This is a genomic window from Caballeronia sp. 11_S32 (genome assembly GCF_056930355.1).
This window is the reverse complement of record NZ_JBXOWH010000001.1, coordinates 592,510-613,794: the sequence shown is the minus strand read 5'-3', so window position 1 is coordinate 613,794 and position 21,285 is coordinate 592,510. Positions and strand designations below refer to the sequence as shown.

General features: G+C 63.1%; 23 protein-coding genes. 11 read left to right on the top strand and 12 right to left on the bottom strand.

The genetic code is table 11. The features are described from left to right. Window positions 1-205 precede the first annotated feature (205 nt). Window positions 206-1,087 carry an isocitrate lyase/PEP mutase family protein gene (locus AC1Z32_RS02830; protein WP_483477187.1) on the top strand — a complete coding sequence of 294 codons (882 nt, stop codon included), beginning with the start codon at window positions 206-208 and terminating at the stop codon, window positions 1,085-1,087. Between the two features lie 47 nt (window positions 1,088-1,134). Here the strand turns inward: AC1Z32_RS02830 and AC1Z32_RS02825 are convergent, their stop codons facing one another. Then, entirely contained in the window at window positions 1,135-1,434 is a 300-nt protein-coding gene (locus AC1Z32_RS02825; RefSeq protein WP_483477186.1) for a DUF4148 domain-containing protein, read from the bottom strand. Between the two features lie 280 nt (window positions 1,435-1,714). On the opposite strand from AC1Z32_RS02825, the gene AC1Z32_RS02820 reads away from it, so the two are divergent. Then, window positions 1,715-2,008, top strand: coding sequence for a DUF1330 domain-containing protein (locus AC1Z32_RS02820; RefSeq protein ID WP_483477185.1), 294 nt, complete (start codon window positions 1,715-1,717; stop codon window positions 2,006-2,008). A gap of 29 nt (window positions 2,009-2,037) precedes the next feature. Here the strand turns inward: AC1Z32_RS02820 and AC1Z32_RS02815 are convergent, their stop codons facing one another. Then, the gene (locus AC1Z32_RS02815; RefSeq protein WP_483477184.1) at window positions 2,038-2,760 is read right to left on the bottom strand and encodes a haloacid dehalogenase type II; all 723 of its coding nucleotides are present in this window, start codon (window positions 2,758-2,760) and stop codon (window positions 2,038-2,040) included. Window positions 2,761-2,942: 182 nt separating this feature from the next. On the opposite strand from AC1Z32_RS02815, the gene AC1Z32_RS02810 reads away from it, so the two are divergent. Together AC1Z32_RS02810 and AC1Z32_RS02805 are read left to right on the top strand one after the other, a co-directional pair. Next, window positions 2,943-3,653: an SDR family NAD(P)-dependent oxidoreductase gene (locus AC1Z32_RS02810; protein WP_483477183.1), complete on the top strand. Its 711-nt coding sequence runs from the start codon at window positions 2,943-2,945 to the stop codon at window positions 3,651-3,653. 69 nt (window positions 3,654-3,722) lie between these two features. Further along, window positions 3,723-3,959 carry a tautomerase family protein gene (locus AC1Z32_RS02805; RefSeq protein WP_483477182.1) on the top strand — a complete coding sequence of 79 codons (237 nt, stop codon included), beginning with the start codon at window positions 3,723-3,725 and terminating at the stop codon, window positions 3,957-3,959. A gap of 65 nt (window positions 3,960-4,024) precedes the next feature. Here the strand turns inward: AC1Z32_RS02805 and treA are convergent, their stop codons facing one another. After that, the gene (treA, locus tag AC1Z32_RS02800; RefSeq protein ID WP_483477181.1) at window positions 4,025-5,674 is read right to left on the bottom strand and encodes an alpha,alpha-trehalase TreA; all 1,650 of its coding nucleotides are present in this window, start codon (window positions 5,672-5,674) and stop codon (window positions 4,025-4,027) included. 134 nt (window positions 5,675-5,808) lie between these two features. Continuing rightward, on the bottom strand, window positions 5,809-6,702 hold the full coding sequence (locus AC1Z32_RS02795; protein ID WP_483477180.1) for a helix-turn-helix domain-containing protein: 894 nt from the start codon (window positions 6,700-6,702) through the stop codon (window positions 5,809-5,811). 136 nt (window positions 6,703-6,838) lie between these two features. Between AC1Z32_RS02795 and AC1Z32_RS02790 the strand changes: the two genes are divergently transcribed. From AC1Z32_RS02790 to AC1Z32_RS02775, 4 genes are all read left to right on the top strand, one after another. Further along, window positions 6,839-7,678 (top strand): SDR family NAD(P)-dependent oxidoreductase, encoded by an 840-nt coding sequence (locus AC1Z32_RS02790; RefSeq protein ID WP_483477179.1) that lies wholly within the window; start codon window positions 6,839-6,841, stop codon window positions 7,676-7,678. A 60-nt stretch (window positions 7,679-7,738) separates the two neighbouring features. Then, window positions 7,739-9,484 (top strand): FAD-dependent oxidoreductase, encoded by a 1,746-nt coding sequence (locus AC1Z32_RS02785; RefSeq protein WP_483477178.1) that lies wholly within the window; start codon window positions 7,739-7,741, stop codon window positions 9,482-9,484. Continuing rightward, the gene (locus tag AC1Z32_RS02780; RefSeq protein WP_061122847.1) at window positions 9,481-9,816 is read left to right on the top strand and encodes an NIPSNAP family protein; all 336 of its coding nucleotides are present in this window, start codon (window positions 9,481-9,483) and stop codon (window positions 9,814-9,816) included. Before AC1Z32_RS02785 ends, AC1Z32_RS02780 begins: the two co-directional genes overlap by 4 nt. A gap of 76 nt (window positions 9,817-9,892) precedes the next feature. Then, window positions 9,893-11,260 (top strand): MFS transporter, encoded by a 1,368-nt coding sequence (locus AC1Z32_RS02775; RefSeq protein ID WP_483477177.1) that lies wholly within the window; start codon window positions 9,893-9,895, stop codon window positions 11,258-11,260. A gap of 7 nt (window positions 11,261-11,267) precedes the next feature. Here the strand turns inward: AC1Z32_RS02775 and AC1Z32_RS02770 are convergent, their stop codons facing one another. The 6 genes from AC1Z32_RS02770 to AC1Z32_RS02745 all read right to left on the bottom strand — a co-directional run bounded on the left by AC1Z32_RS02770 (window position 11,268) and on the right by AC1Z32_RS02745 (window position 15,753). Then, window positions 11,268-11,789 (bottom strand): Ohr family peroxiredoxin, encoded by a 522-nt coding sequence (locus tag AC1Z32_RS02770; protein ID WP_483477176.1) that lies wholly within the window; start codon window positions 11,787-11,789, stop codon window positions 11,268-11,270. Between the two features lie 37 nt (window positions 11,790-11,826). Continuing rightward, complete coding sequence (locus tag AC1Z32_RS02765) at window positions 11,827-12,588, bottom strand: SDR family oxidoreductase (protein WP_483477175.1); 762 nt, start codon at window positions 12,586-12,588, stop codon at window positions 11,827-11,829. Window positions 12,589-12,711: 123 nt separating this feature from the next. Further along, on the bottom strand, window positions 12,712-13,719 hold the full coding sequence (locus AC1Z32_RS02760) for a LysR family transcriptional regulator (RefSeq protein ID WP_483477174.1): 1,008 nt from the start codon (window positions 13,717-13,719) through the stop codon (window positions 12,712-12,714). 99 nt (window positions 13,720-13,818) lie between these two features. Next, window positions 13,819-14,226, bottom strand: a complete 408-nt coding sequence (locus tag AC1Z32_RS02755; protein WP_483477173.1) for a cupin domain-containing protein — start codon at window positions 14,224-14,226, stop codon at window positions 13,819-13,821. Between the two features lie 38 nt (window positions 14,227-14,264). Then, window positions 14,265-14,744, bottom strand: a complete 480-nt coding sequence (locus AC1Z32_RS02750) for a carboxymuconolactone decarboxylase family protein (protein ID WP_483477172.1) — start codon at window positions 14,742-14,744, stop codon at window positions 14,265-14,267. Between the two features lie 127 nt (window positions 14,745-14,871). Beyond that, the gene (locus AC1Z32_RS02745; protein WP_483477171.1) at window positions 14,872-15,753 is read right to left on the bottom strand and encodes an RNA polymerase sigma-70 factor; all 882 of its coding nucleotides are present in this window, start codon (window positions 15,751-15,753) and stop codon (window positions 14,872-14,874) included. 190 nt (window positions 15,754-15,943) lie between these two features. On the opposite strand from AC1Z32_RS02745, the gene AC1Z32_RS02740 reads away from it, so the two are divergent. Then, complete coding sequence (locus tag AC1Z32_RS02740; RefSeq protein ID WP_483477170.1) at window positions 15,944-17,233, top strand: MFS transporter; 1,290 nt, start codon at window positions 15,944-15,946, stop codon at window positions 17,231-17,233. Here the strand turns inward: AC1Z32_RS02740 and AC1Z32_RS02735 are convergent. Next, a complete protein-coding gene (locus AC1Z32_RS02735) occupies window positions 17,184-18,236 on the bottom strand; it encodes a helix-turn-helix domain-containing protein (protein WP_483477169.1) in 1,053 nt (350 codons plus the stop codon). The genes AC1Z32_RS02740 and AC1Z32_RS02735 overlap by 50 nt on opposite strands. A gap of 270 nt (window positions 18,237-18,506) precedes the next feature. On the opposite strand from AC1Z32_RS02735, the gene AC1Z32_RS02730 reads away from it, so the two are divergent. Further along, complete coding sequence (locus AC1Z32_RS02730) at window positions 18,507-18,797, top strand: hypothetical protein (RefSeq protein ID WP_483477168.1); 291 nt, start codon at window positions 18,507-18,509, stop codon at window positions 18,795-18,797. A 264-nt stretch (window positions 18,798-19,061) separates the two neighbouring features. Here the strand turns inward: AC1Z32_RS02730 and AC1Z32_RS02725 are convergent, their stop codons facing one another. Beyond that, window positions 19,062-19,748 (bottom strand): GntR family transcriptional regulator, encoded by a 687-nt coding sequence (locus AC1Z32_RS02725; protein WP_483477167.1) that lies wholly within the window; start codon window positions 19,746-19,748, stop codon window positions 19,062-19,064. A 216-nt stretch (window positions 19,749-19,964) separates the two neighbouring features. On the opposite strand from AC1Z32_RS02725, the gene AC1Z32_RS02720 reads away from it, so the two are divergent. Next, window positions 19,965-21,263 carry an MFS transporter gene (locus tag AC1Z32_RS02720; RefSeq protein ID WP_483477166.1) on the top strand — a complete coding sequence of 433 codons (1,299 nt, stop codon included), beginning with the start codon at window positions 19,965-19,967 and terminating at the stop codon, window positions 21,261-21,263. Window positions 21,264-21,285 lie beyond the last annotated feature (22 nt).

Sequence of the window (21,285 nt, the reverse complement as noted above, 5' to 3'; positions counted from 1 at the left end):
AGAGGCAGATCATTTAACGGTTCACTCATGCGCGTCTCCTGAATGGTCTGTGACCGCATCTTGCGACGCGTCTATCCATCGAGCATAGCAAAACGCACATGAAGTGCATCCTGCGCGAGCGCCAAAGCGCCGCGCGCGTTAGCATTGCAGACGCTGGCGCCCACGTTGCCGCCGAACACGAACTTTCCTTTCCGGAACCGAAGCCATGACCACTTCTTCCTCCCGCCGCCGTGCCGCGTTTCGCGAACGGGTCAACGCGCGGCGCGCCCTGCTCCTGCCCGGCGCCTTCAACGCGATGAGCGCGCGCGTCGCCGCCGATCTCGGCTTCGAGGCGATCTACATCACCGGCGCGGGCGTGACGAACATGTCGCTCGGCATGCCGGACCTCGGCTTCATCGGGCTCGCGGAAGTCGCGGAGCATACGTCGCGCATCCGCGATGCGGTGGACCTGCCGCTCATCGTCGATGCGGATACGGGCTTCGGCAATGCGCTCAACGTGCGTCATACCGTGCGCACGCTCGAGCGCGCGGGCGCCGATGCGATCCAGCTCGAAGATCAGGTGATGCCGAAAAAATGCGGCCATTTCGCGGGCAAGGCCGTGATCTCGACCGATGAAATGGTGGGCAAGATTCGTGCGGCGGTGGATGCGCGCGACGACGAGAACTTTCAGATCATCGCGCGGACCGATGCGTGCGCGGTGGAAGGCTTCGATGCGGCAATCGAACGTGCGCGCGCATTCGTCGATGCGGGCGCGGACATTCTCTTTGTCGAAGCGATAGAAACGCCGGAGCAGATCGCATCGCTGCCCAAGCTGCTCGATGCGCCTCAGCTCATCAACATCGTGATCGGCGGCAAGACGCCGGTCACCGATCGGGCGGATCTGGAACGCCTCGGCTTCAGCCTCGTGCTGTATGCGAATGCGGCATTGCAAAGCGCCGTGCGCGGCATGCAGACGGCGCTCGGCGCATTGAAGTCGCAAGGACGGCTCGATGAAGACCCGGCTGTGGTCGCTCCCTTCGCCGAACGTCAACGGCTCGTGAACAAGCCGCTCTTCGACGAACTCGACCGCAAGTACGCGGCGGATTGATTGCTTCGCCCGAAGCGGCCATGCGCGGCCGCTTCGAGCCATCGCGCTTAACGCGAGTACATCGCGTTCCAGTCGGATTGCGACACGCGCGCAGCGCCCGATTGCGACGTGCCGTTGGCGTTGCCGCCATATGCAGTCGCGCCATTGCGTGCGGCGAGTTTGGCTTCGGCTGCCTGAATCGCTTCCGGATAGTGCGTCTGATCGCCGTCGCCCACGTGATATCCGACGCTCTGCAATTCGGCGAGCTCGGCGCGCACCTGAGCGCGCGTGATCTGGCTTTGCGCAAACGACGCGACGGGAATGACGAGAGCGGTTGCAACGAGGGCTGCGCGGATGATCGACTTCATGATGAAACTCCAGTGTTATGAGGTGCCCGGCTTCGAACAACAGTGACGTTCGAAGCAGTGACAGCAGTCTATGACGCCCATGTTCCCGGGTTAACCCCTAGCGCAAGAAAGCACCTTTCACTGAAACGCGGAGAATCGTCGAAGCATGGCCAGCGCGAGCCGCGCGGGCCTTCGGGCGAAAGAATTTGCTATGCTGGCCGCCGAAACGAACGCAACGGCGCAAGGCACGCGGTGCGTTCGCCTCATGGCGCGAGTCGCCCGTTAAACACTGGAGATAAAGATGGCGAAAGGATATTGGGTCAGCGTGTACAAGAAGATCATGAAGCCCGAGCAGGCCGCGGAATACGCGAAGATTGCGACGCAGGCCATCGCCGAAGGCGGCGGCCGTCCTCTCGTGCGCGGCGTCGCGGCGATGACGCAGGACGAAGGCGTCGCCGAGCGCACGGTGGTTATCGAATTCGATTCGCTCGATGCGGCCATCGCCGCTTATAACAGCGCGACGTATCAGCACGCACTGGAAGTGCTCGGCGATTCCGTGGTGCGCGATTTCCGCGTCGTCGAAGGCGTCGCTTAAAGCTCGATACCGGCCGATGTCAGCGGCGCTCAGGCGCCCACCGCATCGGCCAGTTCGTTCATGTCGTTCGCGATGACATCCCAATCGCGTTCGGCTTTCAGATCGACCGTCTGACCGGGACCGCGCTCATACGGACGCGCGACGAACGCGGTGCGCAACCCGCATTTTCTCGCCGCGGCGAGATCGTCGTTATGCGCGGCGACGAGACACACTTCGTCCGGCGCGAGCATCAGCACTTCGGCGGTGCGCAGATAAGCCTGAGGATCGGGCTTGTAAATCTGCGCGATCTCCGCGCCGAGAATCGCATCCCAAGGCAGGCCCGCGCGCTTCGCCATATCCACCATCAAGCGGATATTGCCGTTCGAAAGCGGCGCGATGATATGGCGCGCCTTGAGCCGCAGCAAACCCGAAACCGAATCCGGCCACGGATCGAGGCGATGCCACGCGAGATTCAGTTCGTCGAGCGCCTCGGCGGGAACATTTTTCGGGTCGACGCCGAACTCCGGCAGCAGGTCCACCAGATTCTCGCGATGCAATACATCGAGCCTCACGAAAGGCCGCTCGCCGCTGATAACCTTGCGCATCGCCGGGACGTAGCGGCTGCGCCATGCATCGGCGAAGGCTTCGGGCTGCGCGCCCGCCGCGCCATGGCGCTGCAGGAACGGCGCGGCCTCGCGCGCAACGCCGCCGCGCCAGTCCACCACGGTGCCGAATACATCGAATACGAAGGCCTTCACGTCGGGCAAGCTCACGTCTTTTCTCCTGTCGATTGATTCGTCTGATCGATCCGCCCGCGACGCATTTGTTCCTCGCGCGCAAGACTGATTGTCCACCGCGTGTGTACGCAAGCCACCTCGAAAGGCCTAGATTACGACCCATCGGAGCCATCGGTCCGATCCGCAACAGGCCCAAACATCATTCATCGAGGTTCATCATGAGCAACGCACAGAAAGTCGCTATCGTCACCGGCGCATCGCAAGGCATCGGCGCGGAAATCGTCAACGCGTTTCGCGCGCAAGGCTATGGCGTCGTCGCGGTCGCCCGTTCGATCCAACAGCCGGACGACCCGAACATCGTCGCTGTCGCGGGCGATATCGGCGATCGCGCCACCGCGCAGCGTGCCGTCGAAGCGGCCATCGCGCGCTTCGGCCGTATCGATACGCTCGTCAACAACGCGGGCATCTTTATCGCCAAGCCCTTCACGCAATATACGCAAGAGGACTATGCCGCGGTCCTGAACGTGAACCTCAATGGCTTCTTTCATATCACGCAGTTCGCCATCGAGCAGATGGAGAAGAACAAGAGCGGGCATATCGTCAACATTACGACGAGTCTTGTCGATCATGCGGTAAGCGGCGTGCCGTCGGTGCTGGCCTCGCTCACGAAGGGCGGTCTGAATGCCGCGACGAAGTCGCTCGCGATCGAATATGCGAAGTCTGGCATTCGCGCGAACGCGGTGTCGCCCGGCATCATCAAATCGCCGATGCACGCACCCGAAACGCACGAAGCGCTCGGCGCGCTGCATCCGGTGGGACACATGGGCGAAATGAGCGACATCGCGAACGCCGTGTTGTATCTTGATTCCGCGCCGTTCGTGACGGGCGAAATCCTGCACGTCGATGGCGGTCAAAGCGCGGGACATTGATCGATTGTTCGCTGGTTGCGATGCGCCCTTCGCGGGCGCTTCGTTCTTTCTCACTTCAAGGAGATCGCCATGCCGATCGTTACGATTCAGGTGACACGCGAAGGCAACACGCCCGGCACGAATGCCGTCACCGCCGAAGAAAAGGCGCAGCTCATCAAGGGCGTGAGCGAGGTGTTGCGCGACGTCCTCAACAAGCCGCTCGAATCCACGTTCGTCGTGATTCAGGAAGTGGAACTGGAGAACTGGGGCTGGGGCGGCTTGCCGGTGCCGGAATATCGTCGGCAGAAGAAAGCCCGGGAAAGCTGACGCGCCGTTCTGACGGCCATGGCATCGCCGAATTCGACACGCGGCGATGCCATTATTTCGATGCGTCATTGCGCCTGCGGATAGCGATCCAGCAGCTTCAGCGTGACGCCGTTGGTCCATCCGAAGCCATCCTGCAACGGATACTCCCCGCCTCCGCCGCCACCCGTTCCCGCGCCTTCCACGATGTATTTCTCAACGAGCTTCTGCTGCGTCTTATAGACATTGTTCACATCGGCAAGAAAGCGCGTGCCGATCTGTTGTGCGAGATCGCTGCGCCCATAGCGGCGCAGGCCCTGCACGGCGATCCAGTGCAACGGCGCCCAGCCGTTCGGCGCGTCCCATTGCTGCGTCGTGTTATAGGTCGTCGTCGCGAGGCCACCCGGCTTCAGGAGCATCGCTTCGACGGTCTCGGCGGTCTTGTGCGCGCGATCGGGCCATGCTGCGTTCGCGAACAGCGGATAAAGCATCGCCGCCGATGGATTATTGCGCGGCTGCCCGAGCTTCCAGTCGTAGTCGCCGTAGTAGCCGTTCCTGTTCCAGAGATATTGGTTGATGCCGATCGCGCGTTTGGCCGCGCGTCCGACGAACTCGCCGACGCAACGGAAATCGCGCGCCTCGCCGCAGCCGATAGCGATCGTCGTTTCGAGGTGGAACATCAGGCTATTCAGATCGACGGGAATGATCGATGTCGTGCGTATCGTCGCGAGCGTCATGTTGTCGCCGAACCAGCGCGAGCTGAAATCCCAGCCGCTTTCGGCCGCCGCGCGCAGATCGCGATAGACCTCACTGGCCGGACGGTCCGTGACCTGCTTCGCCGTGTTCACATCTTCCAGATACGATTCATCGCGCGGCGTGTCGCTCTCGTCCCAATAGCGGTTGAGCACGGTCTTGTCCGGCAGCATCACGACGTTGCGCACCGCGCCGCCCGGCTGCAGCGTATTCGCGCCCTGCATCCAGTAATCATGTTCGCGGCGCAATTGCGGCAAATACTTCTGATAGACGCGCCCGCCTTCCTTATGCGCGGCAAGTTCGACCATATAAGAGAAGAACGGCGGCTGCGAGCGGCTCACATAGTAGGTGCGATTGCCGTTCGGGATATGGCCGATCGTGTCGATCAGATACGCGAAGTTATCGAGCATGTCATCGACGAGATCTTCGCGGCCCGCTTCCTGAAGACCCAGCATCGTGAAATAGGTGTCCCAGTAGTAACCTTCGCGAAAGCGTCCGCCTGGCACGACATATCGCTTGGGCATTGGAATCAGCGAGCTGTTGGGCGGCACGTTCGCGGTCGTCGTCAAACGCGTGAGCTCGGGCCAGAGCCAGTCGATATGCTCGCGCAAGGTCTGATTCGGCGGCGGTGTGATGACCTGGTCCGTCGGCGGCGTAAAGTATTGCGCCACGAAGGTCTTGAGCGAAAAGCCGGGGACCGCCATCTGCTGGTGATAAGCCTGCACGATCTGCGCGGGGTCTATCTTGGGCACTGCATCGACGAAAGTCTTCTGATCCGGATAGACGCCTTGCGTCTGCACCGCAACGAACAAGTCGCCGTACAACTCGCTCGGCGGAGGCGGCAGCGTATAACCGGTTTGCGCGTCGGCATATGCGACGCTGGCAGCCGCGCTCAGAACGAGCCAGGCGCCTAGCATTCCGCGTGCCTTGAACTGGACGCGCCGCGACGCCTCATGCGCCGCTCGATGCGATGACAGTGCGATCATGCTCACTCCTTCGAAGGGTGATTGAACCGGACTGGTCTCGCTCGGGCCCGCGCTTCGTTCTTGTTATTCAGAGCACGGCGAAGCATCGCACGCTTGCAGGCGCGTGGCAACCCTCGAACGTTACGCACGCCGTTCTATTGGATAGCCAGCGCCTTGTGCGCTTCGGCCTGAAACTGCGTGGGCGTGACGCCCGTCTGCTTGCGGAAATAGCGGCTGAAATAAGCGATATCGGCAAAGCCGAGCCCATGCGCGATCTGCTTGACCGACATGTTCGAATACACGAGATCGCGCTGTGCCTCGCGCACGAGATGCTCGTTGATCATGGCGAGCGGCGAGCTCGATATCTCTTCGCGGCAAATGCGTCCGAGTTGCGTGACGGTCGTGCCGAGCTTTTGCGCATAGAACTCCACCGGGCGGTGTTCGCGGAAATGCCTGGCCACCAGTTCCCTGAAGCGTTTGATCTGTTGCGCACGCCTTTCGGTCGATGCAACGCTCGGTGCGGATGCACTCTCGCACAAGCGCGCCACATGCACGAAAAGTGCAATCAGGAGCGACATGCCCGCCGCCATGTGGCCGCGATCCGTCGCCCGAAATTCCTTTTCCAGCAATTCGACGATCGGCATGAACGCGCTTTCCTTCAAGGACTGCGCACTCACGCGAGAAACGCCCGCGCGCTGCAACACTGGAATGAGGCCTGGCGCTGCGATGGATGCAAGCGCTTCTATCGACCGCTGCGCGACGGTCACGACGAGACCGTCGACGTCCGGCGCGAAGTTGAAACCATGCACCGTTTGCGCGGGCAGCATGATGACGCATGGCGGCACGATCTCGATCATGCGGTTCTCGATCAGCACCTCCCCGCCGCCGCCGCGAATGTACAGAAATTGCAAGAGCGCGTCGTGCCGATGCGCGTCGATATGCCAGTCGTTCGGCGCGCTGCGCTCGACGATCCATTCGAAGTTGAACGCGTCATACCACGGCGGACGCGCCGATTCTCCGTACAAGTTGTAGTTAGGGATTTTCCTCATGTCGCGCATCTCCTGATGCACAAATTGTCCTGTCGTCTGCCGCCTTTGTCCAATTTTTCGTGAGAGGCCGTGAATATACTTTTTTTCACGGCGAAGGCTATCGCGCCTTCTCATCGAACGGACTCAGGAGACAAGGATGACTAATCAGCTTGCGCGGGATCACACCGCGCCGCATTGGCTCGGCCTCGAATCGAACGTATGTGTGGTGACGGGTGCGGCAGGCGGTATCGGCCGCGCCATTGCAGGCACATTCGCCGATGCGGGCGCGCGCATCGCATTGCTCGATCGCGATGAAGCAGGCTGCAACGAAGCCGCCGAAGCGCTGCGTGCGCGCGGCGTGGATGCGATCGCTATCGCATGCGATATCGGCGATGCGGCGAGTGTGAATCACGCACGCGATCACGTCGAACGTAAATTCGGCCATGCCGACGTGCTCGTCAACAACGCGGGTCTGCTGCGCGCGGGCGGTATCGAAGATATCGGTCTCGATGCATGGAACGCGATGCTCGCAGTCAATCTCACGGGCTATATGTTGTGCGCGCAAGCCTTCGGGCGCGGCATGCTCGCGCGCGGCACGGGCAGCATCGTGCACATCGCATCGGTGGCGGCGCATCATCCGCAGACTTGGAGCGGCGCGTATAGCCCGAGCAAGGCCGGCATCGCGATGCTCTCGCGTCAGATCGCCGCCGAATGGGGCGCGCGCGGCGTGCGCAGCAATACGGTGTGTCCTGGCATGATCCGCACGCCGCTATCCAAGGCATTCTATGAACAGGGCGATGTCGAAGCGCGCCGCAGCGCGATGACCGCGAGCCGGCGCATCGGCGAGCCGCGCGATATCGCGGAAGTCGTGGCCTTTCTCGCGAGCCGTCGCGCGGCGTATGTGAATGGCGCGGAGCTTGCCGTCGATGGCGGCTTCGAATGCATGTTGATGGATCTCGTCCCGCGCCCCGGCTTCGAAGCGCCGCGCGCCGCCTGAAACACGGCCTTTCATCTCACGGGTGCGCAAAGCGCCCGGCTCCAATCAAAGGACATCACCATGACTACCGTAACGCGGTCGTCCGATCTCGCTTGCGACGTTCTCGTGATCGGCTCTGGCGCCGGCGGCCTTTCCACGGCCATTACAGCGAAGAAGCAAGGCCTCGACGTGATCGTCGTCGAGAAAGAAGCGTACTTCGGCGGCACGACCGCATTTTCGGGCGGCGTGCTGTGGATACCCGGCAATCGTCATGCGAAGGACGCGGGCATTCAGGATACGCGCGAAGCCGCTGTTCAATACATGCGCGGCGAGACCGGCGCGATGTACGATGAAGCCGCCGTCGATGCGTTCCTCGACAACGGCCCTCGCATGATCGATTTCTTCGAGCGCGAGACATCGGTCCGGTTCCTGCCCACGCTCTACCCCGACTATCATCCCGATGCGCCGGGCGGCGTCGACGTGGGTCGCTCCGTCGTCGCGAAGCCATTCGATGCGCGCGAGCTCGGCAAGGATATCGCGCGCCTGCGTCCTCCGCTCAAGACGATCACGTTCATCGGCATGATGTTCAATTCGTCGAGCGCGGATCTGAAGCACTTCTTCAACGCGACGAAATCGCTTGCGTCGGCGTGGTATGTCGCCAAGCGACTCGCGAGTCATCTGAAAGAACTCGCGCTCTATCGACGCGGCGTTCAGATCACGAGCGGTAATGCCCTCGCCGCGCGTCTTGCGAAATCCGCGCTCGATCTCGGCATTCCGATTCACACGCGCACCGGCGCAAAGGAACTCATCACGGTAAAGGGACGCGTGACCGGCGCGATCGTGATGACTGATGGACGCGAGACGCACATCACCGCGCGCCGTGGTGTGGTGCTTGCCTGCGGCGGGTTTTCGCACGATGTCGCGCGCATCGCGAAGGCGTATCCGCATGTGCGTCGCGGCGGCGAGCATGTATCGCCGGTGCCCGCTGGCAATACGGGCGATGGCGCGCGCATGGCCGAACGTGTGGGAGGCCGTGTCGATATCCGCTATCCGCAGCCGGCCGCGTGGATGCCGGTCTCGCGCGTGCCGCTGAAAGACGGCCAATACGGCGTGTTTCCGCATCTGCTCGATCGCTACAAGCCTGGCGTGATCGGCGTGACGCGTGGCGGCGTGCGCTTCACCAACGAATCGAACTCGTATCACGATGTCGGCGCCGCGATGATCGAAGCCTGCCGCCAGGAGAAAGAAACGGCGATGTGGCTCATCTGCGATCACGCGACGATCCGCAAATACGGTCTCGGCTTCGCGAAGCCCGCGCCGATACCGCTCGGCTCGCATCTGAAAAGCGGCTATCTGATCAAGGGCCGCACGCTGACCGAACTGGCGCAGCGCGCAGGCATCGACGCTGCCGCGCTCGAAGAGACCGTGCGCGAATACAACCGCAACGCGGCGCAAGGCGAGGACACCGCATTCGGCCGCGGCACGACTTCATTCAACCGCTATCTCGGCGATGCCGCGCACAAGCCGAACCCGTGCGTCGCGCCTATCGGCGATGGTCCGTACTACGCGCTCAAGGTGGTGATGGGCGATCTCGGCACCTTCGACGGCATTGCGACGAACCCGCTCGGCCAGGTCCTCGAGGGCAGCGAGCCGATTCCCGGCCTCTACGCTGTCGGCAACGATCGCGCGAGCGTCATGGGCGGCAACTATCCCGGCGCGGGCATCACGCTCGGCCCAATCATGACATTCGGTTATGTCACCGGATTGCACCTCGCGGGCCGCATCGACGCGGGCGCGAAGATCAGCGAATTGAGGAGCGCAGCATGAGCAAGCCTTTCATCGATCACCGCATCTACACGATAAAGCCGCGCGGCATGGCCGAATTCATCGATGTATTCGATCGCCTCGCGATGCCGATCCAGCTCAAGTATCTCGGCGCGCCCGTCGGTTTCTATATGAGCGATATCGGCGCGTTGAATCAGGTCGTGCATCTGTGGGGCTACGAGAGCATCGCGGATTACGACCAGCGCCGCACCGCCCGCGATAACGATCCCGAATGGCCCGCCTATCTGCAAGCGTCGGCGCATCTGATCGTCGCGCAAGAGAGCCGCATCATCAGGCGCGTCGAATTCAGGAGTCTTTCACCCGCCGTGCGTTGATCGCGCGCGGCATAGCGGCACGACGAAGGCCGCATCCATCGAATCGATAACCGTGAATGAATGGAGACATACCGGCATGGAAAAGAACCTTCGGACCATCGAGGTCCAGAGCTTCATCGACGGCGAGCGCTTCTCGCCTTATCAATGGATCATCCTGATCCTGTGCTTTCTCGTCGTCGCGGCCGATGGTTTCGACACGGCTGCGGTCGGCTTCATCGCGCCGTCGCTGATCGGCGACTGGGGCATCACGCGCGCCGCATTGGGACCGGTGATGAGCGCGGCGCTCGTCGGCCTCGGCATCGGCGCGCTCGTGGCGGGACCGGCCGCCGATCGCATCGGACGCAAGGCGGTGCTCGCGCTGTCGGTGTTCTTCTTCGGCGTGTGGAGTCTCGCATCGGCGCAAGCAAGTTCGGTCGAATCGTTGACCGCATGGCGCTTTCTCACCGGCCTCGGCCTCGGTGCGGCGATGCCCAACGCTGTCACGCTGATGTCAGAGTACGCGCCCGCCCGCATTCGCGCTATGGCCGTCAATGCGATGTTCTGCGGCTTCTCCGTCGGCCTTTCCATAGGCGGACTGTGTGCCGCCTGGCTCATTCCGCACTTCGGCTGGCAAAGCGTGCTCGTTGCGGGCGGTATAGGTCCGATCGTGCTCACGGTGCTGCTGCTCGTTCTGCTGCCCGAGTCCGCGCAATTCATGGTCGTCAGAAAGCGTCCTGCGGAAAAGATCGCGCGCGTCTTGCGACGCATCTCGAACGATGCGCGTCTCGCCGAAGGCGCGCCCGTCACCTTCACCACCGCCGATACGCGCGCGAGCGGCGCGGACAAGTCCTCGCTCGGGCTCATCGTTTCGCGGCCTTATCGCTTCGGCACGTCGATGCTGTGGCTCGCGTACTTCATGGGCCTGATGATCTTCTATCTGCTGACGAACTGGCTGCCCACGCTCTTCAAGGACGCGGGCTTCTCGGCGGAACGCGCCGCGCTCACCACGTCGCTCTTTCCGCTCGGCGGCATTCTCGGCAATCTGTGTCTCGGCTGGGTGATGGACAAGGCCAATCCGCGACGCGTCAACGCCTGCGCATACGTGCTCGCGGCGGCGCTCGTGCTGACGATCGGGCGCGGCGTGACCGATCAGTTATGGCTCGCCGTGCTCATCTTTCTGACGGGCACTGCGGTGACGAGCGCGGTCACCTCGATGTCGGCGCTCGCGGCCTCGTTCTACCCGACGCGAAGCCGCGCGACGGGCGTCGCATGGATGCTCGGCATCGGTCGCATGGGGGCGGTCGCCGGCGCGATGACGGGCGGCTTGCTGATGAGCATGGGAATGCAGTTCGGCGCGGTGTTCACGCTGCTGGCAGTGCCCGCGTTCGTCGCCGCGTTCGCACTGGGCGCGCTGAGCCGTCGCGACACGGCGCCTCTTGCCGATAGCGCGAATCAGACCGTGTAAGCGCGATTCACTCGGGGCTAGCAGGGGCATCGCGACTGGTTGCAAGCGCAACTATATTGACGATGCCCTTGCGCGCCATCTTCGTATACGGGCAGAAGCGTTCCGTGTTGCGTACGAGCTCCTCCGCCACCGCGCGTGCAACGCCAGGCATCTGGACGCGCGTGTGCGCGGTGAGCACGAAGAGGCCGTCCATCGGATCGCGTGCGAACTCCACCGTGACCGACACGCTCGCGCCCTCCACCGCGATGCCCGCGCGCGCCGCCAGCAAGACCAGCGCGCCATGAAAGCACGCGGCATAGCCTGCGGCGAACAACTGCTCCGGGTTCGTGCCGCCGCCGGGACCACCGAGTGCTTGCGGCATGCGCAGATTCAGGTCGAGATTGCCGTCATCGGAGCGGGCCACGCCCGAGGCACGGCCATGGCCCGCGTCGCCGCCCGTGACCGTGACGGTGGTTCTATAAAGCGGTTGCACGTCCTGCCCTTGATACTTGTCGAGCAGGCTGACGGGCGGTGGATCGATCGGCACCATGAGCGGCCTCTTCTGCAAGCGATGACTACATGATCGCTCAATGCGCCGCCTGCGTCTGGCTCTGCCTGAACCACGCATCGAAGTTCACCGCGCCGAGATGCGCTCCGCCGCCAGGCAGCAGCGTGTCCGCCGCGAGCTGCGCGCCGAAGTACAGCGCGCTCTCATCCGCGATGACCTTGCGTGTATCGCCCGTCGCCGCGAAATAGCGCTGCATCAGATCGGAGAGGCGCGACTTCTCCGGGCCCGCGATTTCCACCACACCGTTCACGGGCGCGTTGACGGCATGATCCGCGACAGCGCTCGCGACATCGTCGGATGCGATCGGCTGAATGTATGCGCCCGACAGATGCACCGCGTTCTCGTTGGCGCTTGCCTTTGCAATGCCGCCGAGGAACTCGAAGAACTGCGTCGACTGGACGATCGTGTATGGCACGCCCGATGCGCGAATGAGCTTCTCTTGCGCGATCTTGCCGCGGAAATAGCCGCTTTGCGCGAGGCGATCCGTGCCGACGACCGACAACGCCACATGATGCGCAACCCCCGCCGCTTTCTCCGCCGCGAAGAGATTGCGTCCCGACGTCTCGAAGAATTCGAGCACCGCCTTGTCTTCGAACGAAGGCGAGTTGGCGACGTCGACCACCACGCGCGCATCCTGCAGCGCTTCCTTGAGGCCCTTGCCCGTCATCGTATCGACGCCCGATGCCGGCGATGCGGCGATCACTTCATGCCCGCGCGCACGCAAGTTTTTCACGACCTTGCTGCCGATGAGTCCGCTGCCGCCGATCACTACGATCTTCATGTTTATCCTCTCTCAGGTTTCGGGTTGAACTGCACGAACGCGCTGAATACGTGACACATCGTAGGCGTGCGCGCATGCATCCGGTAGGGCCGCCAACGGACGCGCGGTGTTGCCTTCGATGCATCAATCGGCCGGCACGAGCAGCGGCGCGCTCGTATTCGTGATGATCGTCGACAGACAATGCAGATCGAGCGCGCGCGTGTGCTCCGTCATGTAGTCGACGAATACGCGCACGCGCGCGGGCAAATGCTTGCGGCTGAGATAGCAGAGATAGTGGCCGCCGTCATCGGGCGCGTGCTGCGCGAGACACATGAAGAGGCGCCCGGCCTTGAGCGGTTCGCACACGAGATACGCGGGCAGTTGCGCGATGCCCTGGCCGTCGAGCACGGCTTGCAGCATCAGGTCGATGTCGTTGAACGTCTGGCGCGCAGCGGGCGAGCGCTTCTGCGTCAAGCCATCGACCTTGAACTCCCAATCGGCGATGCGCCCCGCCGACGTGCGGAAATTGATGCAGCGATGTTTCTCCAGGTCATCAATATGGCGCGGCAAGCCGTGCTCGCGCGCATACTCCGGCGACGCGCACACGATCATCTGCATCGGGATCAATTGCTTCGCGACCACTTCGCTGTCTTCCATGTGGCCGTCGCGAAACGCGACATCGACACGCTCAGCGATGAAATCACATGGACGGTCGTTGAGCAGCAGTTCCAGCGCGATGTCGGGATAGCGCGCATTGAAGCCGGAAAGAAGCGGCGCGACGATCTTGCGGCCGAAGCCCGGTGCCGATGCGATGCGCAAGTGTCCGCGGGGCGGCCCGTTGCGCAGCTCGCGCATATCCTCGATCGCCTGCACGATGCGCTCCACGCCGGGCTGGCAATTCTTGTAGAAGAGTTCGCCCTCGCGCGTCAGCGACGTGCTGCGCGTGGTGCGAAGAAAAAGACGCGCGTCGAGCTGAGCTTCGAGCTTCTGCACGTTGCGGCTGACGGCGGAGCGGCCGATGCCGAGGCGATCGCTCGCTTTCGCGAAACTGCCCTCGTTGGCGACGGCCAGAAAGGAGACGACGCCCGCATAACTCGTCGCGAAGCTATACGCGAGCGAATCGTCGGAATGAAACGCAAGGTCTGATGGCATGGCGGCACGAAACGTAGTGGCTCTATCCCACAAGACGTTCGCGCCGCGCGGTTTGTGACACGCGAATGCCGAAAACTTTTCGCGTGCGGCCTCCCTGCCTTATTGCACCGGCGTCAGAACCGGTTTGCCCTTGTCCTTCAAGAGCAGCACGATGAACTTCGCGCGCTTCGTCTTGCTCGCGTTGCGGCCCACGGTGTGGATATCGTCGGGGCCTTCATAGAACGTATCCCCAGGCTTGAGCGTCACGGCCTGGCCGCCCTTGAGCTGCATGACGATCGTGCCTTCGAGCACATAGACGAAGGCATGCGCATCGTGACGATGCACCGGATCGACGGCGCCCGGCGGATACTCCACGCTGATCATCAGCGCTTCCTTGCCCGGATATTCGGGCAGTGGCTTCGTCATGAGCTCCTTGACGATGGCCTCGGGCGCCGCCTGCGCCGTGTTCGCGACGAGCGCCGCGCATCCGACGACGAGCGCCAGTCCCACGCGTTTGATGCTTTGCATGATCGGTCCTCCGATGATCGAATGACGGCGCGAGCGCCTTACGACAGGTTCGCCTTGTCGAGGCCGAACGCCTTGTCGGACGAGCCCGGCACCGTCTGGAACGCAACATTCGCTCGATTCCAACCGTTGATTTCCATGATGACGTAGGTGAGGTCGGACAGTTCCTTCTCCGAGAACTGCTCGCGCACACGCGCATAGAGTTCGTCGGGCACGCCATGCTCGGGCAGGCGCGTGAGCACCTCGGTCCATGCCAGTGCGGCACGCTCGCGCGACGAAAAGAGCGTCGACTCGCGCCAGATCGCGACGTGATGCGTGCGCAGCTCGCGCTCGCCGTGGATCTTCGCTTCCTTCACATGCATGTCCACGCAAAAGGCGCAGCCGTTCATCTGCGACGCGCGCAGCGTCACGAGATCGCGCGTCGTCTGCTCGATCGAGCACTCCTTCACCGCCTGGCTGAACTCGTAGAACTTCTTGAACAGTTGGGGCGATTGTTGAACATAGTTGATTCGTTGCGTCATGATGACTCCGTGCCTGGTTGAAGGTGCCGCCGACGATTCGTGTTCGGCATGGATGTCATCGTAGGTTTGCGCGGCTGGTCGCGGTAGACGCGCGAACGTCCGCACGCTGTTGCCTCATTTGCACCAATCACGCGCCGCCGTAAAGGGCCGCAATACGTTCGAGCTTCTCCGGGTTGCGCTGCACCTGAATGGCCACGATGCGTTCGTCTTCGATGTCATACGTCTGCGCGGATTCGAGCTTGCCGTCGATGAAGCGCAAGAGCGCCCATTGCTGGTTGAGCATGACGAGGTGAAGACGCACGCCTTTGCCATGCCGCAGGAATGCCGCATAGAAGAGTTGCGCGATGCGCTTGCCGCCCAAGAGCGGCTGCGGGAAACTCGGCACGCGTCCGCCGCCGTCACCGACGAGCATCGCGTCGTCCGCGAGCATCGCGTGAATCGCGGCGAAGTCCCCGTGTTCAACCGCGCGCGCGAATGCGTGCAGCAGGCGCCGATGAATCTCGCGCGGCACCGAACGGCGCGGGCGTTCCTCGCGCAATTGCGCTTTCGCGCGGCTCACGAGCTGACGGCACGCGGCTTCCGTCTTGCCGATGATGTTCGCGACCTCCGGATAATCCGCGTCGAAGACTTCGCGCAGCAGGAACGCCGCCCGTGCCTCGGGCGTCAGGCGTTCGAGCAGCATCAGGAACGCGACGGAGACATCGTCGGCGCGCTCCGTGACTTCTTCCGGCGTCTCGGGCGGCTCGGTGATGTGCGGCTCGGGCAGCCAGATGCCCGCGTAATGTTCGCGCTGCACTTTCGCGGCGCGCAGACGATCGATCGAATGGCGTGTCGTCACCGCAACGAGCCATGCCTCCGCGTTCTCGATGGCATCGCGCGCCGACGCATGCCAGCGCAGCCACACATCCTGCACGATGTCTTCCGCTTCGGCCACCGATCCGAGCATGCGATATGCGATGCCCTGCAAGCGCGGGCGCAGGCGATCGAATTCGCGCGTGGCGTCATCCATGAAAGCGAATCCTCGTTCGTAAACAGACCGGGAAGACATCGATTCGAAAGCTGTGCAAAAGCTGAACGTATATTACGCGCGCACGCGTGCGCGCGTATTGCTGCATGATCGCGACGAAGACCAAAAGATCCTGAAAATGCCGCCGTTAACCTCGATGGCCGGATTCGAATGCATCAATCTCCGTTCATTCATGACCAAAACCGAACATCGAAACACGTCTGCGAAGCTGACCCGCATCATCGTGGCGACGGTGATCAGCAACGGCTTCGTCGCCTACGACTTCACCGTGTACGGCTTCTCTGCCGCGATCATCGGACGATTGTTCTTTCCCGCGCACGACGCGGCTTCGTCGCTATTGCTTTCGCTCGCGACCTTCGGCGCGGGCTTCGTGATGCGCCCGATAGGCGCGGTGCTGATCGGACGTCATGCCGACAGGCACGGACGCGAGGCCGGCATGCGGCTGTCCATCGGCCTGATGGCGGCGGGCACGTGGCTGATTGCGTGTCTGCCAACGCATGCAGCGATCGGCGCGAGCGCGACCGTGCTGATCGTGTGCGCGCGGCTCTTGCAAGGACTCGCGGCGGGCGGCGAGATCGGGCCCGCATCCGCGTTGCTGATGGAATCCGTGCCCTACGAACGGCGCTGCTACATCGTGAGCTGGCGCGGCGCGAGCCAGGGCGCGGCTGCGTGCGTCGCGGCGCTCATCGGCGCATGCACGTCCGCGTTGCTGTCGCCCGAGCAGCTCGCGCAATGGGGATGGCGCGTGCCCTTCGTCATCGGCGGGCTGATCGCGCCGCTCGGCTGGTTCCTGCGCCGCATGCCGGGCGAAGCTTCCGCATCGACGGCGCGGCCCGCGCGCGCGCCGCTCGCGATCGTGCTGCGCGAGCATGGACGCGCGCTCGCATGCGGCATCCTGATGATGGCCGCGCCCTCGTCCAGCATCTACATCGCCGTGCTGTACATGCCGAGTTATCTCACGCATACGCTGCATCGGCCCGCGACGATCAGCCTGGCGATAGCGTCGCTTTCCGGCCTCGTGATTCTCATCGTCACGCCGCTCGTCGCGCTCGCGGCGGATAGGCTGACGAGCCGCAAGACGCTGCAATACGCGTCGCTCGTGGCCGCGCTCGCGACGGCCTATCCGGCCTTTTACGCGCTTACGCAAGGCGCGCCCGATGCGCTCGCGCTCGTCATCATCCTGCTCTATGTCGCGATCGCGCTGAACAACGCGGGCGCGGGCTCAGTGCTTATGCTCGAAGCCTTTCCGAAGCATCGGCGCGCGGCGAGCCTCGCGGTGATCTACACCTTCGGCGTCGTCATCTTCGGGGGCTTCTCTCCGCTCGCCGTCGCATGGCTCATCGGCGCGACCGGCAACGCGATGACGCCCGCATGGTATCTGCTGGCCGCGAACGGCGTCACGCTCTTCGCGCTCAGCCGCTTTCCCGAGCGCCCCTCGAGTGCGCGGCGCGCGTGCGCATGACGGGATCGTCGTTCATCGCGCGCAGCAGGTCGAGGGCGCGCAGACGCGTTTCGAGCGGACTCACATCGAACGCACGGCGAAACGCGCGCGTGAAGTCCGACGCGCTCTTGAAGCCGAGACCGAAGGCGATATCCGCGATCTGCAGGTTCGGGAACCGCGCGAGCTCATCGGCAGCCTCGCGCAAGCGGCGATGCCGGATGTACGCGCCGAGGCCGCCTTCAGGCTCGAACCAGCGATAGATCGTCGCGCGCTTGAGGCCGAGCGCTTCGACGATTTTCATCGGCGTGAGATCGCCTTCATGCAGGTGCGTCTCGACATAACGCTTCACCTGAGCCTTTACGGCTGATTGCAGCGCGGCCCGCGAATCGTGCAATGCATGCGGCTTCTCTGCGAATGCGGCGAGCAGGAGCTGCGCGCCGGCATCGAGGGCGTCGATCGCATCGGGCCTTTCGAGCGCGGGCAACTCGCGCGCGGTGGCGTCGAAATGCTCGAACAGGAAGCGCGCGAGCGGCGCGTCCTCGGGCACCACGCGGCCGTGCAACGCATCGCAGTCACCGATCTGTGAGGCCACGATCGAGCGCGGCACGAACATCGTCAGCACGCGGCACGCCGGGCGCTCGATGCGAAAGCGCTGATTCAAATCCAGCGCCACGATGCCGCGCACCGACCCGGGCGAGCTGCGCTTCACGCTCAGGCCGCTGACATTGCCGGTCTCGCCTTCCGCATAGACATGAAACGCGAAATCGCGGCGCGTGTCGGTCGAGACGCGCGCGATCGAGCGCTCCAGCACCAGCGCTTCGGTGCGCGCCTCCGTGAATACGAGACCGGCCGCCGCATGCAAGTCGATGCTGCCCGCAAAGCCGCGCGCGATCTGCTCCTTGTCCGGCACGACATCGACCACATGCCCGACGCGATCGCGCCATGCGAGCAGTTGTCGCTCGCGCGCGAACGCCTGCGTCGAGAAGCGCGTGGACAAGGCGGGCGGATCGGTATCAGCGGGCATGAGAACGGATGTCGGTCAAATCGTCCTTTCGATCGATGGCGAGCGCACGATGCGCGGCCAGCAAATGAGACGCATGGTAAAGCGAATTGCGAATGCAGGTATATCGTGCTGAACGAGGAGCAGCGTGTGCGGCGTCGCGGACGGTTCAGGTCGGCGATTCCTGTCGTCATCCCGCCGTCACATTGCTGTCTCCTTCCACAGGCGTTAACGGCTGATCGACACTATAAATACAGCCGCAAGCGAAAGGAAAAGACGTTTCGGGGCGTCAATATGGGAAAGTCGAAAGACTTGCAAGTCACGCGTGCGACACAGGCGGCGCTCAAGCCGGCCCGCGTCGCCGACGCACAGCTCGATCATCTCGAGCACATGATCCGCTCGCTCTCGCTATCAGGGGATTCGAAGGCGTTCTCCTGTCTCGACCGCGACTACTGGAAGCGGCGGCTCGCCGCGCTCGGCGACGAAAGCGATCTCGTGTCTACGCAACGTGCGCGCGTGCTGCGGCTTTTCGAGCTTCTCGCACGCGAACACGCCGGCGCCGGCCCGAGCAAGGCCGCCGCGTAGTCATCGACGGACGTGCATGCGGCATGCGAAACACAAGAAGGCATTCAGAATGCAAAACGCAAAATGCCAACCGCTGGAAATAAAACCATTGCAAGGCCAGCCTGAGAGAGCACCATCGACGCGCGGCTGTTTCTAACCGTCGCGTCGAGAAGTGCTATTACGACGGGGCGTCGCGTTCCGCACATGCTTCGCAAGGATGTCGCGAGGCCATGCGCGGGACGCGAAAGCTCTTCTTCGATGTGGAGCGTGCTGAGGTAAGCGGGATCAGCCCGAGGCTTCTTCGCGCGTAAGATCGGCCATGCGTGCACCGGACGCATCGCCCTTCGCGCGCACCAGCACGGCGAGCACTTCGCGCGCCGTGTTCTCCGAATGCTCGCGCAATATCTTCGGCAACCCTTCGTGCGCGGGGTCTTCGAGCGCGGCCAGAATGGCTTCGTGCTCGCTGGCGGATTCGGCCCAGCGCAACGTGTCGGCGTTGGCCGCGCCGCGTGCCCGATGCACCTTCGCCATCAACGTCGAATACACGCCCGCGAGCACGGGGTTCTCGGCGGCATCGACGATCATCTGGTGAATCTGCTGATTCAGCTTGAAGTACTCGACACGCTTGCCGGCGTCGTGACACTCCACCATGCGCCGATGCTTCGCCGCGATCGACGCGATTTCCGCATTCGTGATGCGCTTTTGCAGCAGTTCGCCGGCCATCGCTTCGAGGCCATGCAGCAGCTCGAACGTGGCGGCGAGATCGTCGAGATCGATCTCCGCGACGCGATAACCGATGTACTGACGGTGTGTCACGCGCCCCTCCGACACGAGCACCTTCAGCGCCTCGCGCAACGGCGTCTTGGAGACGTCGAACGCGGTGCTCAGCTCTTTTTCGTCGATGCGCGCGCCGGGCGGCAGTTCGCCCTCGTCGATCATGTCGCGCAGGCGCGCGGCGATCTCCGCGGCCATGCCGCGGGTGCGCAAAAGGAGAGGGCTTTTGGTGGTCTGGTTCATCGCAGTGCAAGCTTATCACGAACTTGGTGAAAACCCTGCACCGCGAACGTGCGGGCTAAATTTCAATAAAACCAAGCGCTTACACTGTTTGTAATTATAAATTTCTAATCCTATACTCTGTCCAACGTTGCGCGACGTCACGAAAACACCCGCCTATCCAGGAGCCCGTTCATGTCTTCAACATCCGGTGTTGCCGCATTGACGGTGGGCAAATCCACCGTTCGCTGGAAGATTTTCGTCGTCATGCTGAGCCTCATCGCGATCAACTACATCGACCGCGCGTCGCTGTCGGTCGCGATGCCGCTCATTTCCAAGGAGTTCGATATCGGCCCGGCGATGGAGGGACTGATTCTCTCCTCGTTCTTCTGGACCTACGCGGTCATGCAGATTCCCGGCGGCATGCTTGCCGACCGCTTCAAGCCTCGCATCGTGATCGCTTCCGCGACCGTGTTCTGGGGCTTCTTCCAGGCGATCGCGGCCGTCTGCACAAACGCGCCGGGCCTGCTGCTCACGCGCCTCGGCCTCGGTGCATCCGAAGCGCCGATCTACCCGGCGGGCGGCAAGCTCAACGCCATCTGGATGACGCAGACCGAGCGCGGCCGCGGCGCGACGCTGCTCGACGGCGGCGCCCCGCTCGGCGCGGCGCTGGGCGCGATCCTCATCACCGGCCTCATCGCGATCCTCGGCTCATGGCGGCTTGCATTCGCCGTGGCGGGCGTCGGCACGGTGCTCGCGGGCATCCTCGCCTGGTTTTATGTACGCAATACACCACGCGAGCATCCCGGCGTGAACGAGCTCGAAGCGGCTTACATCGAGGAATCGCACGCCCGCGACGCCGCCGCGGAACCGTCGTCGCTCTCGGGCCGCACGCGCGATTTCTTCAAGTACCGCTCGGTGTGGTGCATGTTCTTCGGCTGGATGTGCTTCAACAGCGTGTTCTACGGTCTGCTCACGTGGATGCCCAACTACCTGCACATGGTTCACGGCTTCGACATCAAGCAGATGGGCGGATCGAGCTTCATCATCTTCTTCAGCGGCTTCATTGGCGAGCTGATCGGCGGATGGATCGCGGACAAGTGGAAGGCCGCGGGCGGACGTCCCAATGTCGTGATGCGCACGCTCTTCGGCATCGCGGCTGTCATTGCGACGGTGTCGATCTTCTCGGTGGCGTATGTGACGAACGCGGTCGCCGTCGTCGCCCTGCTCTCCACGACGCTCTTCTTCCTGCGCTGGTGCGGCCTTTACTGGTGCATTCCGTCGTCGCTCGGCACGCGCAACAAGATCGGCTTTCTCGGCGGCTTCATGAATCTCGGCGGCAATATCGGCGGCATTGCGGTGCCGATCATCGTCGGCGCGATCGTGCAGCTCACGCACTCCTACTTCCTCGCGCTGATGTTCTTCGCGGCGGCTGGCATCGGCCTGCTCGTGTGCTCCAGCGCCATCGACTACGAAAAGAAGATTCCCGTCTGAGCGGGATCACCAGCAACAAGTA